Genomic DNA, 14,825 nt, shown 5'->3' with positions numbered 1-14,825 from the left:
ATACGTTCAATACACCGCCGCCAGGAGCCGCATTGTATTTAGTTAATTCTGCATAACCACCCGCAGCGCCTAACGCGTCTGTTGGGTTAGTCATACCAAGGTTCATCGCCACGCCAGCCCAGCCACCAATGCCTGAGAATACACCAACGTATTGTTTACCTTTGTTACCGTAAGTGAACGCATTACCAATCACGCCAGAACCTACTTGGAATTTCCAAAGTTCTTTACCTGATTGTGCATCAACCGCTTTGAACCAACGATCCAAAGTACCGAAGAATACTAAGTCAGTTGCGGTAGTTAACGCGCCGCCCCAAGCAGAGAATTTCTCTTTGTTGTACCAAACTTTTTTGTTGGTCATTGGGTTGTAAGCACCAAAACCACCCATTACACCATCTGGACCTGGGAACATGGTCAATGTAGCACCCACCCATGGTTGACCAGCAACGTATTTAGACTCAACTGGCTCGTAAGTCATACACACGTGGTTTAATGGTGAATATACTAAGCCTGTTCTTGGTGAGTAAGCCGCTGGTTGTTGGTCTTTAGTACCCAATGCCGCTGGGCAGATGCCTTTAGCGTTGTAGTCTTGGTGAGTTGAAGCGTTTGCAGTTTTTGCAGGTACGCCTGTTCTCAAATCAACGCCCGTTGCCCAGTTAACGAATGGGTGTGATTTTTCAGCCGCAATCAATTTACCTGTGTGCGCATCCCATGTATATAGGAAGCCGTTACGGTCATGGTGCCAAGCGTATGTTTTGCCACCTTTGTCGAACAAGATGACTTCGTTCACGCCATCGTAATCCCACTCATCGTGCGGTGTCATTTGCATCGCCCATTTAGCCATACCAGTGTCTAAATCACGCGCAGTAACTGTCATAGACCATTTGTTGTCGCCTGGACGTACATCTGGGTTCCAAACTGAAGGGTTACCAGCACCGTAATACACTAAGTTTGTACGTGCATCATACGGCCACCAGCCCCAAACAGAACCACCACCATGTTGCCAACCATCTTTAACTGCTTGTGGTTTTAACCAAGTACGTGTGCCAAGTTCTTGCTCACCGATTTTTAATTTTTCAAAAGGCAGTGGTTTGAAAGAGCCACCAATTTTGTTACCACCGTTTACATCTTCGTAAACAGATAATGCGTTGTAAGCTGGCACGTCTGCATTGGTGTTTTTGTCATGCAATGTTTCTGCATCTGGGCCTGTTGAGTAAGCTTTCCATGCTAAAGAACCATCTTTAATGAAGTATGCAGCAATAAAGCAACGTACACCGAACTCAGCACCTGAACAACCAGTTAACACTTTGTCTTTGATCACGTGTGGTGCGTTAGTGTTTGTCGCACCAACTTTTGGATCATTTACTAAGGTTGACCATACTTTAGCACCTGTTTTAGCGTCTAAAGCAACTAATTGGCCATCGTTTTGTTGTAGGTAGATTTTACCGTCGCCGTAGCCTAAACCACGGTTTACGTTATCGCAACATAAAACAGCTTGTACAGATGGATCTTGTTTTGGGAAATAAGACCAAACGATTTTTTGATTATCGTTTAAATCAACAGCATAAACGTTGTTTGGGAACGCAGTATGTAAATACATCATGTTGCCAACAATTACTGGAGAACCTTCGTGACCGCGGTTTACACCGGTAGCGAATGTCCATGCAGCTTTAAGGCGTTTAATGTTGCCTTTGTTAACTTGTGAAAGCTTGCTATAACCTTGGTTGTCGTGCTGACCACGTGGATGCAACCAGTTATTTGAATCTTTCATTGCGGCTTCTTGGTCTGCAGCTGCTGATGCAACCACTGGCAAAGCCATGGCTACACATGCTGCAACACCTAATACTTGTTTTTTTGTAAACATATATATCTCCAAAGATAATATTTAAAGGATGAGGGAATACACCTCATATTTGCTCACATAAAACTGGCACTAGGATGACAGATTACTGATACAGCCAAGTATAAATCTTACAAAAATTCATACCCAATTGTTTCAATTTGTAAACGGATGTAACTGTATATAAAAAAGTAGTCGCATAGGCCATCCAGTTTTTTAATTCATACTGGTCCAGTTAATAAATTTAACCTCCATTCATTATTTTGGTAATATGCCTTTGTTGGGTCTCCTAGTATCCATAAAAGCGTAATTTCTGATTGATATCGTTCACTCAGATTTATTTGTTTGGCCATTATGTTGGCTGGATTTGGAGAAGGGCATGCTAAGACCGTGGGAACTCAACGTGGATATTGTGCGGGAATCAGGCACGGCCCTGCATGTGCAAATTGCACAAAAAATCATCGACAATATCCAAAGCGGACGCTTCACCCCTGGCGTAGCACTTCCAGGAACTCGTGACCTTGCAAACAAAATCAAAGTAAATCGCAAAACCGTTATTCAAGCCTACGATGAATTGATATCGGAAGGCTGGCTAATTAGCGAAAATAAGCGCGGGACATTTGTTTCAAATAGAGCGCTTGCAATCAATCACCACAATAAGCCAGCCCTGAGAATTCAACATCGAAAAACCCCGCAACCTCAAAAAGAACTAACATCAATTTATAGCAAACGCCAAGCGCATGACCTAATTCAATTTAGTGAAGGCTTGCCAGATGTACGCTTATTGCCGCTTGAAATGCTTTCGCGAGCGATGCGTCATGCCTTAATTTTTTCTGCGCGAAATAATAAATCGGCTTATGGCGACCCAAAGGGCTCTATGATTTTAAGGGAGGCCATTCTGCAAATGCTAAATATTGAACGTGGCCTGCATGCTAATCTCGACAATTTGTGTATTGTTCGTGGCAGCCAGATGGGAATTTTTCTCGCAGCCAGAATATTTATAGAGCCGAATGATTGTGTCGTGCTTGAACAACTCTGCAACCCACTTGCACGGGATGCTTTTAAAAGTTGTGGCGCTAAAATTCAGTATGTTTCGCACGATGATGAAGGCCTTGATGTCGATAATCTGCAATTGTTATGTGAGCTTTATCAAATTCGAGCCGTTTATGTTACACCTCAACATCAAATCCCTACTACTGTGTGCATGTCACAGTCACGCAGGAAGAAATTACTCGCACTGGCAGAACAATATGACTTTTTGATTATTGAAGATGACAGCGATCATGAATTTAATTATTCACCTAAAGCCACCCTACCGCTGGCCAGCATCCAAGCTTCTAATCATGTAATCTATATTGGCTCATTATCAAAAACCCTAACATCGGGCTTTCGCATTGGTTACATGGTGGCGCCAAAAGAAATTATTCAGCAATGTGCGAACCAAATCAGTTTAATTGATCGCCAAGGCGACATTATTACGGAATTGGCGATTGCAGAATTACTACATACGGGTGAAATTAAACGTCACAACTTGCGCACGCTCAAAATATACGAAGAACGCTACACTTTCATTATCTCGCTAATACGTAAAGAGTTAAGCGAGTTTGTAAGCTTTACACCACCAAAATGCGGCTTAGCCATTTGGTTAAAAGTGTGTTCATCGATCGATATGTATCGATTATTAAGTGATGCTGAAGTGGAAAAAGTAAGTATGACAAGTGGCACCAGCTACTCAGCTAGCAATAATCTAACTCCCGCAATTCGACTTGGCTTTGCAAATCTAAACAACGATGAAATACGTCTAGGTATTCAACGCCTAAAAGCTGCATTTTTAAACCAAGATACTAAACTTTTAAGCGCTTAACATTTTCTTCATTACTCATTTTTTATAAAAGTTGGTGGTTGTATACAACCAATTGGTGGATGTATACAACCAACTTGTTCAAAAGCCCTTTAAATTAAAAAATCTGATTTTTTAAAATGTTTAATATATTCATATAGTTGAAAGAATATAAGGCGATAATTTAAAGTTGGCACACTTTTGGCTGTATAAATATTAGGGAATACTATCACTAGGACTTTTTACTGTTCATAATTTTAAGGGTTGTGCGTACGGTAAACTGGATAGATTCCTCACTTAGTTTTTTGTTATTTGCATGTACTAAAAAGTAAAAAAGGCGTCTACGGGCGTCTTTTTTACTTTTTAACATCACCAAAGTGCTTAATTTATCCGCACATTAATCATCATACTCAGTGCAGTATTCATAATTTACCTCTTGGCCGAAATTAATTTGTTGGGCAATTATCTTATTTGAACTATTTAACCACTAGCACTCTCATAGCAAGAGTGCTAATATAGAAATTATTGGAGGGCATAAATTTCAATGAGCAACGCATTAACATTACCCGTATTAACCGCTACAGATAGCCTGGAGCAATATTCCAGAGCAATCAAGGCTTATCCTATCTTAACTGCAGAGGATGAATATTCGCTTGCCGTAAAGTTTAGAAATAATAATGATCTTGAAGCAGCGCGTCAGTTAATTGTTTCACACTTAAGGCTCGTCGCCAGCATTGCGCGTGGCTATAACGGCTACGGCTTACCGCAATCGGACCTGATTCAAGAAGGAAATATCGGCTTAATGAAAGCGGTAAAACGCTTTGACCCAGAGCGTGGTGTGCGCTTGGTTTCTTTTGCGATGCACTGGATTAAGGCCGAAATACACGAATATATTGTGCGTAATTGGCGGATGGTGAAAATCGCCACTACTAAGGCACAACGTAAGTTATTTTTTAATTTACGCAGCATGAAAACAGGCCTTAACAGTCTGCAAACTGCGGAAGTAGAACACATTGCCCGCGAATTAAACGTTAAGCCAGAAGAAGTTCTGGAGATGGAAGCGCGTTTGAACGGCCATGAGATTTCACTTGAAGCTAATATTGACGAAGACAGTGATGAACAATACAGTCCCATTGCCTATTTGCCAGATGAAGGCTTAGAGCCGTTAGATGCTTTGCAAGCCAAGCAGACCGAATTGGCAGAAACTACCGGCTTAGCAAATGCACTGCAAAATTTAGATGAGCGTAGTCGCCGTGTTGTTGAAGCGCGCTGGTTGCAAGACCAAGGCGGAAAAACATTGCATGAATTAGCTGATGAATTTGGTGTTTCTGCTGAACGCATACGCCAAATTGAGCAAAAAGCTATGCAGAAAATGAAAAGCCACATGCTGGCATGTCGCTAATCAAACACTAGTCCGATACAAATAAAAAAGGCTGCGATGCAGCCTTTTTTTATGCCAATGGTTACAACAGGTTAGGCTGCGACTTCTTCGATTTCCGGCTCAAATGCAAGTGCATTTTTCATGTGCATGCGTAAAATCTTCAAATCTTGCAATTGCGCTTGAATGCCCTTTTCAATGGCCTCTAGCTCTAAAATACGATCCTCTAATGTATCCGTCGCCTTATAGATGCGTTTAATACTTTCTAAACGGCGACGTAATTGTAATTGATGCTCACGCACTTGCGATTCCATAGGCGAGATTACTGCCTTAAGCCAGTTTTCGATATCACGATTGGCCACTTCAAACACATGAATAACCCGACTTGCCAGGGTTTCAAAAAACTTGGTGGTCAGCGTCATTTTCTCATTTGCAATCATATTAAATGCTGTATTGAACTGCTCTTTATATGCACGTTCTAACTTTGCTAATTCTTTTTGATAACGCAAGGTTGAAAAGGCGGGTGGCTCGGATTTTCGTAGGCCATGTTCTTTCGAGAATTTCTCGTACATGACATCCATCATTTTTTTAATTTCGTCGATCTGCACATCAGACGCAACCAATCTCTTTTTCAACTCACTAAAAAAATTATCCATGGCCTCACGGATTGTTTTGGTAAAACTAGCTCCTTGCATGGTCTCACGCGTTGAATGCACGTGGATTTTAAGCGCTTCCATACCAAGCAATGTAAACAAACGATTTGTATGTTGAGAAAAGATGCTTCGTAAAGCCTGAAAACGCTGCAAGCCTTTCTCAAAATTTTCTTTATCGACTTTGACCTTGTTCATCATGTGCTCTACAACGTCTTCATTTTTACCGCGCAAGCCACGTAACTCAAGCAATTGCTCATTTATGCCAGAAACACGTGCATCTAAAATTAGATGTGAATTCGCGATTAAATCTTCGATTTCATTTTGTGTATTATCACGCACGATTTCTTTTTTAGACGGAATCAATTCGTCTGATAGCGCCCGTTCCAGCTCTAAGATACGGCTTTTAACGAGTAAGTCTTGGTCATTATTCACTTTGGCCAACAGGCCTTTTTGCGCAGAAATCGGGTAGATCTGATTCGTTTCAAGGCCAAGTAATTCAGCACTTGTTTTAATCTGTTTGGTAAGCTCTTTTTGTATCTCTTTTTCGTTCTTTAACTCGTCCCAAAGGCCATCAATTTTATTGAGTACTGCTAGACGCCCTTTTTGCTTCCAACGAGTACCGCTGATATATTGGCGCCAAACATCAATCTCTGATTTTGTTACACCTGTATCCGCAGCCAAGATAAACAGCACAGCATGTGCGTTAGGTAGCATATTCAAGGTTAACTCAGGCTCCGTACCAATCGCGTTCAAGCCTGGGGTATCCAATATCACTAAACCCTGCTCAAGCAAGGGGTGAGGAAAATTAATCATGGCATAGCGCCAGCTTGGCACGTCCACTGTGCCATCTTTATTCACACTAAGCGCATCATCGGCACTGTTTGGATCAAACAAGCCGTATTTTTCTGCTTCTTGCACTGAAACAGATTTGGTATTACTTACCTCTTTAAAGGCGTTGACCATGCTCTCGTTTGACTCTACATCAAATATGACTGTTTTCCATTCGTCTGGGTAGCGCTTATATTCGGTAGTGGTTGCATCAGAAAGACGCGTTTCAATCGGTAACAGCATGATAGAGCTGGGTTTTGTTTTGTCATACAACAATTCAGTAGGACACATGGTGGTTCGACCTGCACTTGAAGGCAATAACCGTGTGCCATAGCCCGCAAAAAAGATCGCATTGATTAGCTCTGACTTACCGCGAGAGAATTCTGCAACAAAGGCAACATTGAGCTTATCTTCGCGCAATCTTTCTAGTAGCTGAGAAATGCGTTGATCAACTTGCCCGTCATTGAGTTCTTGCTCATTCAGCCAGCTACGATAATCTCCTATCGTATCGACCAAGGCTTTGCGCCAGTCGGTATATGCTGCAAATTGATGCGCTAATTTGCTATTAGATTTTTCTTGAGCCATGTCAATCCTTACCTATTTTTACTTAGTAGAACTCTATCATTATTTAGATAATAATCAACTGAATCAATTAACTATTATTTACATTTAAAATAATATTTAGATAGGCGGATTGAATTTCACGATAAACGGTGATACTAAGCTTCATCATCAAGCCATGTCATTCTGTTATCATCTTATTTTGCACAAAAGAAGCATTCATGAGCGGCTTAACCAACAACACACCTCGCCCAACCGACATTCGCCTGCATCAGGCTTCGCGCTTGCTTGAGGTTAAATTCGACAATAACACCGAATGCAAATTGTCTTGCGAGTTTCTACGTGTCTACTCACCCTCGGCTGAAGTTAAGGGCCACGGCCCTGGACAAGAAACGCTGCAAATCGGCAAAGAAGATGTCAATATTACTGCTATAGAACCTGTAGGCAATTACGCGGTCAAGCTTACATTCTCTGATGGTCATAATACCGGCTTGTATTCTTGGGATTATTTGTACGATATAGCACAGAATTACGAAGCGCTTTGGCTGGAATATCTAGGAAAATTAAGCGTTGCAGGCATTAAGCGCAAAGAACTTTAATACGGATCACTTTAAATGACAGTTGAACATAAGACTAATCAAGACGGCAATCAACCTACGCACTTTGGCTTTAAAACCGTCGCTGAAAATGAAAAAGCCAAAAAAGTAGGTGAGGTTTTTCATTCTGTCGCCAGTAAATACGACCTGATGAACGATGTGATGTCGGCAGGTTTACATCGCGGCTGGAAGCGCTTTGCAGTAGAAATTAGCGGCGTTAAGACTGGGGATAGCGTACTGGATATTGCTGGCGGCAGCGGTGATTTATCTAAATTATTTGCAAAAAAAGTGGGTAGCCAATTGGCGCAAAATCCAGGCCAAGTCATACTTACTGACATCAACGCATCGATGTTGGGTGTTGGGCGCGACCGCATGCTAGACGCTGGTTTGAATGTGCCCGCCTTGCAGTGCGATGCAGAGAAACTGCCTTTCCCAGACAATCACTTTGATTGTGTAATCGTCGCGTTTGGCTTGCGCAACATGACACATAAGGATAAAGCATTGGCCGAAATGCAGCGTGTGCTTAAAGTTGGCGGCAGATTATTAGTGCTAGAATTTTCCAAAGTATGGCAACCATTAAGCAAAATTTACGACGCCTATTCCTTCAAACTTTTGCCATTTATGGGAAAAATACTGGCAAAAGATGCCGAAAGTTACCAGTATCTTGCCGAATCGATTCGCATGCACCCTGACCAAGAGACATTAAAACAAATGATGGTGGAAGCCGGCATGAGCAAAGTCGACTATTACAACCTAGCTGCTGGCGTAGTAGCATTGCACAAAGGTTATAAAACCTGATGTTTAAGCGTATTTCCACACGTGTTCTTCAGCATATCATTGCGCAGAATAGCTGGGCTAACGCAGTATTACAGCCATTTTCAGGTCAGTCGGTAAAATTCAATATCGGCTTTCTCTCTGCCAGCTTAGTGATTCTGGAAAATGGCGACCTTGCCACCGCGGGCGAAACCAATATCCCCGATGCTACCGTTACAATTCCTGCCAGTTTGATTTTTCGTTTAGCTGCTAAAGATGAATCAGCAAATAGACAAATTAATATTGAAGGCGACACAGGATTAGTGGCTGAATTAGCAAAAGTCTTCAGCAATATTCGCTGGGATTACGAAGACGATTTAAGCAATCTAATCGGCGATATTCCGGCCAATAAAGTTGCAAATGCTGGTCGCCAAACAGTTAACACTGTAGTAGAAACCAGTAAAAATCTTGCTGAAATGCTTAGCGAATACTGGCAAGAGGAAATGCCATTAATCGCCAAAAAGCGTCATGTAGAACAATTCAATTCTGAAGTCGATACATTGCGTGCCGATGTTGAGCGCTTTGAAAAAAGACTTGCAAAACTTAGCACTAAAAATTTAGCCTCCAATACCCAAGATTTAACCTCCCAATCAAATTCCAACGACGTTGCTGTCGATAACAACCCTTAAATTTATGCGCATTTTTCGTCTTATCTACATTATTTTTATTGCATTACGATTTGGTTTAGACGAATTCGTTTTAAGTCACACTAAATTAAAACCGCTCCAAAGCCTCATTAACATTCTCCTTTTTTGGCGAAATACCGCCAAACCTCGGGGTGAGCGGCTCCGTTTGGCACTTGAAGCCCTTGGGCCAATTTTCGTTAAATTTGGGCAAATGCTTTCTACGCGCCGCGATTTGATTCCATTAGACATAGCCGACGAGCTGGCTAAATTGCAAGACCAAGTGCCTCCTTTTGCCTTTACAGAGGTTGAAGCAGTAATCCAAGAAGCGTTCAACTTACCCTTGGATCAAGTTTTTTCTGAGTTTGATGAAACTGCCATTGCCAGCGCTTCCGTTGCCCAAGTGCATTTCGCACACCTGCTGGATGGTACACCTGTGGCAGTTAAGGTGTTGCGCCCTGGCATCGAAAAAATCATTAATCATGATTTAGCTTTACTAGATACCGCCGCCTGGTTATTGCAATCCATCTCGGCCGAGGTCAAGCGCCTGAAGCCACGTGAAGTTGTAGAGGAATTTGCCGAGCATACCCATAGCGAATTAGATTTAACCTTAGAAGCTGCCAATTGCACGCGCCTTGCCGCAAACTTTAGCGATAAGCGCTTACTCGTTCCCGATGTATATTGGGATTGGTGCCGCAAGCAAGTAATGGTCATGCAGCGCATGATTGGTACACCCATTAGTAAAATTGATGTCTTGCGTGAAAAGGGCATTGACATACCTAAACTTGCCCACGATGGTGTAGAAATATTTTTCACCCAAGTGTTTCGAGATGGTTTTTTTCATGCCGATATGCACCCCGGAAACATTCAAGTAGCGACAGAAGGTGAATTCGCCGGACGTTATATTGCGCTTGATTTCGGCATCATGGGGACTCTTAATGACACCGATAAATACTACCTTGCACGCAATTTTCTAGCTTTTTTTAATCGAGATTATCGTGATGTAGCCGTAGCACATATTGAATCTGGCTGGGTACCCAAAAATACCAATGTTGAAGCGCTTGAAACCGCAGTGCGTGCGATTTGTGAGCCTATTTTTGACAAGCCATTAAAAGACATTTCGTTTGGGCGCACACTATTGAGCTTATTTCAAATGTCACGTAAGTTTGGCGTGGTGATTCAACCACAATTAGTCATGCTGCAAAAAACCCTGCTAAATATTGAAGGTTTAGGCCGAGATTTAGATCCAGACATTGACCTGTGGCAATCAGCCAAGCCCTTTTTAAAACGCTGGATGAGCGAGCAAATCGGCTGGCGCAGCATTACAACAAGCTTTAAAAAAGAACTGCCCCATATTGCAAAAAACCTGCCGCAGATGCCGCGTTTGCTGCATCAGTTTTTAAGCCAGCAAACACGAGCCGAACAAGATGTCCCTATAAGACAAGCGCTTGATACATTAATTAAAACACAAGAGAATCAAGCGCTCTGGCAAAAAAGATTAACGCTAGTTGTTGTATTTTTTATACTATTACAGATAGCGGGCTTATTGGCTTTTTGGTATTTATAACTGCGTATTTAGTGGCGCTTTTGGCACTGCTCACAATAGAACGTAGATCGTTGCCCCAGACGAATGCATTTAATGGGCCTGGTACATACTTTACATGGCTCACCAGTGCGGCCATAAGCAAAGTATTCCTGCTGAAAGTAGCCAGGATTACCATCCGTACCAAAAAAATCACGCAAGCTGCTTCCGCCCGCATTTAATGCGTCATTCAATGTGCTTTTGATTTCCACAACTAAGCGTTCGCACTGCTTCAATGTCAATTTATTAGCAGAAGTTTCTGGGTGTAAACGCGCACGAAATAGCGATTCTGATGCATAGATATTGCCTACACCAACCACAATATGACCATCCATAATTGCATTTTTAATCGCTAATGTTTTATTGCTCAGCACCCGATGCAAGTATTTTGCATTAAAGGCCTCTTCTAACGGCTCGGGGCCTAGCCTGTTCAGTAGCGCATGATTCCCATCTTTGTTGTTTATCCATAAGACCGCACCAAAGCGGCGCGGATCACGCAAGCGCAACACCTGACCATCACTAAATTCAATATCAAAGTGATCATGCTTTTCTGGCGGATATTGTTGCTCGAGTAGCTGAATACGGCCAGACATCCCTAAATGGAGCAGTAAGATCCCCCCCGAAACCGCATCGCCAAAGTCGCATAGGATATATTTTGCACGGCGCGTCAGGCCATTTAGCGTTTGCTTAGGGAGCGTTTGAATCAAATGCTGGGGGATTGGCCAGCGCAGTGTGGAATGGCGAATAGTAACCGACTCAACCTGTTTACCAACCAGAGGCAAAAGCCCACGGCGCGTGGTTTCAACCTCTGGGAGTTCTGGCATAGGCCTTACTTGCTTGGCAAATTAATCGGCGGATTGAGCATGGTAAAGCCAGCATCAGAAGGGAAGTTGTAAATCAAACCTTCGTCTGGGCGGGCCAATAGCAAATCGGGCGACTCTTGAATCTTATCAAAATGTACTTTACTGCCATCTGCCATTTTAATTTCAAACGACGGGTGCGTGGCTTTTGGATCAGGTGAATAAAACTCAACCGATTTTGCTGGATTATGCACCCAAGAGAATTCCAGCCATTCATTCATTTCATTTTGTTGCGGTTTTGCTTCAGGAATAGACGCTTTCCACTTACCCTCCACCAAATCAACCCGGAGCTTTGCATCTTGCCATTGTTCCAAGTGGCTAAAATCAAACCCCGCTACTTTTTCTGTTGGCTTTAATGGCGCTTTATCAATAAGTTCAATCACTTGAGTAGAGGCCACTTCAGAGTAAGCACTGGAAATCAAGTAAACGACATTTCGGTGTAACACATACTGGTCATCGTTGACTGGATTATGTGTACCAAAAGAAAACTCCTCAAAATCCGCTTTATTTCTAAAAAGTTTAAGTTTTACAGATGGATTATTTAATCCAAACTTTTCAAGATCAGCACCCTCGAAGTTTGAATTCGCGGCGCCTTTTTTAGTGATTCTTTCTTTTGATTTAGCGGCAATAATCGATAGGATACGTTGTGCAGTCACTTGGTCAGCACGCGCCTTAACAGGTGCGGTTAATTGCCAGAAGCCATTTACCTTTTCAAACGTTACCGCCGCTTTTGCAGGAAACTCCACACTTAGCGCAGTAAAATCTGCCAACTTGTAACTGGATACTTCGTAAACCGCTTCTTGCTCGGCCGTTTGTTTAGGCCTTAAGTATAAAAATGCCACCAAGCCTGCCACCACACAGAGCATGACCAAATTAAGTAACCAGCGTTTTTTCATGTATGCCTTACTAAAATATAAACTTTAAACCTGTAGCGGGCGCCGCGGTTCCCTGAAACTATTAGCCCCCTTCGACGGGCTCATGGACCAGCATTGGTTACTCACGGCGCATTATTTACCTTAAGCTTTTCTGCGTTTCCACCAGAAGTAGAACCCTGCAATCATCATACCGAGCGGAATAAAATATTGGAAAGCATGGAATACTGTCCAAGCCACCAAGCGGCCAGAATCGGTGTCTGGTATCGTCACGTTAATGTCTTTTAGTGGCATCGGTTGAATCGTGATGAGTTTGTCATCCCCTGCAAGCCAGTTCACCATATTGACGCCTAAATCTAAGTTTCCACCGTTGGTAATAAACGTGTTCGATAAAAAATTACCGTTACCCATCACCACGACGCGCTGGCCTTTTTTACCATAAATACGCTCTAAGGCGACGCCAATATTGATTGGACCGCGTTTATCTTTTTTCTCGTTAAACACAGGCTTTGCATCCTTTGCCAGCTTTTCTGCACTTAGCCAGCCATTGGGGGCCACTTCAACCAAGTTACTGACTTTCCAGCCGTTTTCATCGGTACCTTTAGCGGTCACTTCATGCGCTTCTGGAAACAAGGTACGCAACATAAAATTGGTCGTAATTGGATGTTCTCCATATAGGCTAGCAAAAGACACGCGTGCATCCGCGCCATACTGGGCGGATGCCATATCAAGCGCAATTCCAGATGACACCTGCAAACCTAAATATTCTGCCACTACATTTAAACCACGAAAATTATCATCATCGAGTAACCAAAGTAAATTACCGCCACTTTCTAGATACGTCTTGATTTTTTTAGCCTCAACTTCGCTCACATCCACCTGTGGGCTGGCAATTACTAGCATGGCACCGTTGCTAGGTACCGCTTGTGCGATAGTTAAATCTGGGTTGGCAAATTTAAAGCCTTTTTTCTCTAACTGCTTACCAAACTCACCAAGGTCATGATTCTTAATACCCAATAGATTACGTTCGCCATGACCATCTAAATACATTACGGCTTGCTGGTTAGTACGTGAAAGCCTCACTAGCAGATTGGTCATTTCCTGCTCAGCAATTGGCGGGGTAATGTGTTCCGTGCGTTTTTGGTATTCGACAACAACTTCACCATCCTCTTTCACGCCCGCTTCTTGTGCGAGTTTGGGCTCAACCGAAGGATTGATAAAAGTTAAGTTGATGTTCTTCTTTTCACGTTGATAACGCGTGACAAAATCGATCATACCTTTACGAAAATTGTCTCCGCTGGAGGCATCGTCTTTAGTAGCAAACACGGTGATATTGATTGGGCCATTCATCTGCTTCAGCACGTTAACACTGCCTTGCGTCAAAATATTGCGGTTTGCTTGGGTAATGTCTTTTGCAATGTGATATTGGCTCGCGAGGTAGCCTAATAAAATCACCAGCAATAAAAAGAGTAAGACAAAAAAGCCATTTTGCACTAATAATTGAAAACGTAATTTACGATTGATGTTCATTTCACAAGGTCCAAAATTTTACAGGGTTAACAGTTAACAAGGTCTGATTAACCACGCAGACGGTCTGCATCTAACCGACGTACCGTTAATGTTAAGAATGTCGCGATAAATAAGATGAAATAAGCAATATCAGCCGTATCAATCAAGCCGCCTGAGAAAGATTGAAAATGGCGCGTCAGGGATAGACTAGCTAAAGTGTTGCTTGGATCTCCTGCGAAGAATCGATCGAGAAACATTAAAGCGAAGAGCGCAATAAAGGTCAGAATCGCCGCAATGACTGGTTGCTGCGTCATACTGGAAAAGTACAATCCCAGTGCGGAGAAACTTGCCACCATAAGCAATAATCCGATTGTATTAGCAACAAGAAAACCGAAATCGATATCCGCCCAAATGTTGAGCGTGGATAACATCAAACCAATATAGAGGACCAATATCCCCAAAAAAGTCACTAAGCCTAAAAATTTGCCCAGCACAATCTCCGTCAATGAGATTGGCGCACTGAACAAGAAAGGGAGCGTTTGACTACGGCGCTCTTCCGAAATCAGACGCATCGAAAGTAGTGGCACGGCAAATAACACCATAAACGATGCAAAGCCATAAACGATTTGCCCAACAAACTGAGTTACGCCAGTACGCTCCGCAGGGCGCATGGCGCCTGACATCACAGCAAAATAGTCATTTACGCCATTTAAATAGTAGGTGCCAAACGAAAACATCAACAAGGCCAAAATCACCCACCCCATCGGCGAGGCAAACATACTTTTTAATTCTTTTCTTGCTACATTAATAATCATGGTGGAATCCTTAAGTCCTAATCCTTAGGCGGCCGTTTGTTCTGGCAGGGCTTGTTCT

12 protein-coding genes are annotated in these 14,825 nt (G+C 42.7%); 6 read left to right on the top strand and 6 right to left on the bottom strand.

What is annotated here, in order from left to right; genetic code table 11:
• Positions 1 to 1,861: PQQ-binding-like beta-propeller repeat protein (locus HOO90_RS09670; protein ID WP_292842505.1), on the bottom strand; the 1,861-nt coding region annotated here is incomplete at its 3' end.
• 355 nt (positions 1,862 to 2,216) lie between these two features.
• Between HOO90_RS09670 and HOO90_RS09665 the strand changes: the two genes are divergently transcribed.
• Together HOO90_RS09665 and rpoH are read left to right on the top strand one after the other, a co-directional pair.
• Positions 2,217 to 3,701 (top strand): PLP-dependent aminotransferase family protein, encoded by a 1,485-nt coding sequence (locus HOO90_RS09665; protein ID WP_292842503.1) that lies wholly within the window; start codon positions 2,217 to 2,219, stop codon positions 3,699 to 3,701.
• A gap of 520 nt (positions 3,702 to 4,221) precedes the next feature.
• Complete coding sequence (gene rpoH / locus HOO90_RS09660) at positions 4,222 to 5,079, top strand: RNA polymerase sigma factor RpoH (protein ID WP_292842501.1); 858 nt, start codon at positions 4,222 to 4,224, stop codon at positions 5,077 to 5,079.
• A 71-nt stretch (positions 5,080 to 5,150) separates the two neighbouring features.
• On the opposite strand, the gene HOO90_RS09655 is transcribed toward rpoH, so the two are convergent.
• Positions 5,151 to 7,121, bottom strand: a complete 1,971-nt coding sequence (locus HOO90_RS09655; protein ID WP_292842499.1) for a dynamin family protein — start codon at positions 7,119 to 7,121, stop codon at positions 5,151 to 5,153.
• A gap of 197 nt (positions 7,122 to 7,318) precedes the next feature.
• Here HOO90_RS09655 and HOO90_RS09650 point away from each other — a divergent pair, with 197 nt between their 5' ends.
• From HOO90_RS09650 to ubiB, 4 genes are read left to right on the top strand one after another with little or no spacing between them, the layout of a single operon-like run.
• The gene (locus HOO90_RS09650) at positions 7,319 to 7,696 is read left to right on the top strand and encodes a DUF971 domain-containing protein (RefSeq protein ID WP_292842497.1); all 378 of its coding nucleotides are present in this window, start codon (positions 7,319 to 7,321) and stop codon (positions 7,694 to 7,696) included.
• 15 nt (positions 7,697 to 7,711) lie between these two features.
• Positions 7,712 to 8,491, top strand: a complete 780-nt coding sequence (ubiE, locus tag HOO90_RS09645; RefSeq protein ID WP_292842495.1) for a bifunctional demethylmenaquinone methyltransferase/2-methoxy-6-polyprenyl-1,4-benzoquinol methylase UbiE — start codon at positions 7,712 to 7,714, stop codon at positions 8,489 to 8,491.
• Entirely contained in the window at positions 8,491 to 9,135 is a 645-nt protein-coding gene (locus tag HOO90_RS09640; RefSeq protein WP_292842493.1) for an SCP2 sterol-binding domain-containing protein, read from the top strand. Before ubiE ends, HOO90_RS09640 begins: the two co-directional genes overlap by 1 nt.
• Before the next feature lie 4 nt (positions 9,136 to 9,139).
• Positions 9,140 to 10,696 carry a ubiquinone biosynthesis regulatory protein kinase UbiB gene (gene ubiB, locus HOO90_RS09635; protein ID WP_292842491.1) on the top strand — a complete coding sequence of 519 codons (1,557 nt, stop codon included), beginning with the start codon at positions 9,140 to 9,142 and terminating at the stop codon, positions 10,694 to 10,696.
• 8 nt (positions 10,697 to 10,704) lie between these two features.
• On the opposite strand, the gene mutM is transcribed toward ubiB, so the two are convergent.
• From mutM to HOO90_RS09615, 4 genes are all read right to left on the bottom strand, one after another.
• Positions 10,705 to 11,535, bottom strand: coding sequence for a bifunctional DNA-formamidopyrimidine glycosylase/DNA-(apurinic or apyrimidinic site) lyase (gene mutM / locus HOO90_RS09630; RefSeq protein WP_292842489.1), 831 nt, complete (start codon positions 11,533 to 11,535; stop codon positions 10,705 to 10,707).
• 5 nt (positions 11,536 to 11,540) lie between these two features.
• Positions 11,541 to 12,467, bottom strand: a complete 927-nt coding sequence (locus HOO90_RS09625) for a DUF4340 domain-containing protein (RefSeq protein WP_292842487.1) — start codon at positions 12,465 to 12,467, stop codon at positions 11,541 to 11,543.
• 120 nt (positions 12,468 to 12,587) lie between these two features.
• Complete coding sequence (locus HOO90_RS09620; protein WP_292842485.1) at positions 12,588 to 13,973, bottom strand: GldG family protein; 1,386 nt, start codon at positions 13,971 to 13,973, stop codon at positions 12,588 to 12,590.
• Between the two features lie 47 nt (positions 13,974 to 14,020).
• Positions 14,021 to 14,767 (bottom strand): ABC transporter permease subunit, encoded by a 747-nt coding sequence (locus tag HOO90_RS09615; protein WP_292842483.1) that lies wholly within the window; start codon positions 14,765 to 14,767, stop codon positions 14,021 to 14,023.
• Between the last annotated feature and the right edge of the window lie 58 nt (positions 14,768 to 14,825).

Origin of the sequence: Methylotenera sp. (assembly GCF_013141425.1) — a bacterium.
Classification (GTDB): Bacteria; Pseudomonadota; Gammaproteobacteria; order Burkholderiales; family Methylophilaceae; genus Methylotenera.
This window is presented reverse-complemented; position numbering and strand designations above follow the sequence as displayed.

What these genes read in the sequence shown, in the direction of transcription:
- HOO90_RS09665 (WP_292842503.1), top strand. Translation starts at nt 2,217, where the DNA reads ATGCTAAGACCGTGGGAACTCAACGTGGATATTGTGCGGGAATCAGGC.
- rpoH (WP_292842501.1), top strand. Translation starts at nt 4,222, where the DNA reads ATGAGCAACGCATTAACATTACCCGTATTAACCGCTACAGATAGCCTG.
- HOO90_RS09655 (WP_292842499.1), bottom strand. Translation starts at nt 7,121, where the DNA reads ATGGCTCAAGAAAAATCTAATAGCAAATTAGCGCATCAATTTGCAGCA.
- HOO90_RS09650 (WP_292842497.1), top strand. Translation starts at nt 7,319, where the DNA reads ATGAGCGGCTTAACCAACAACACACCTCGCCCAACCGACATTCGCCTG.
- ubiE (WP_292842495.1), top strand. Translation starts at nt 7,712, where the DNA reads ATGACAGTTGAACATAAGACTAATCAAGACGGCAATCAACCTACGCAC.
- HOO90_RS09640 (WP_292842493.1), top strand. Translation starts at nt 8,491, where the DNA reads ATGTTTAAGCGTATTTCCACACGTGTTCTTCAGCATATCATTGCGCAG.
- ubiB (WP_292842491.1), top strand. Translation starts at nt 9,140, where the DNA reads ATGCGCATTTTTCGTCTTATCTACATTATTTTTATTGCATTACGATTT.
- mutM (WP_292842489.1), bottom strand. Translation starts at nt 11,535, where the DNA reads ATGCCAGAACTCCCAGAGGTTGAAACCACGCGCCGTGGGCTTTTGCCT.
- HOO90_RS09625 (WP_292842487.1), bottom strand. Translation starts at nt 12,467, where the DNA reads ATGAAAAAACGCTGGTTACTTAATTTGGTCATGCTCTGTGTGGTGGCA.
- HOO90_RS09620 (WP_292842485.1), bottom strand. Translation starts at nt 13,973, where the DNA reads ATGAACATCAATCGTAAATTACGTTTTCAATTATTAGTGCAAAATGGC.
- HOO90_RS09615 (WP_292842483.1), bottom strand. Translation starts at nt 14,767, where the DNA reads ATGATTATTAATGTAGCAAGAAAAGAATTAAAAAGTATGTTTGCCTCG.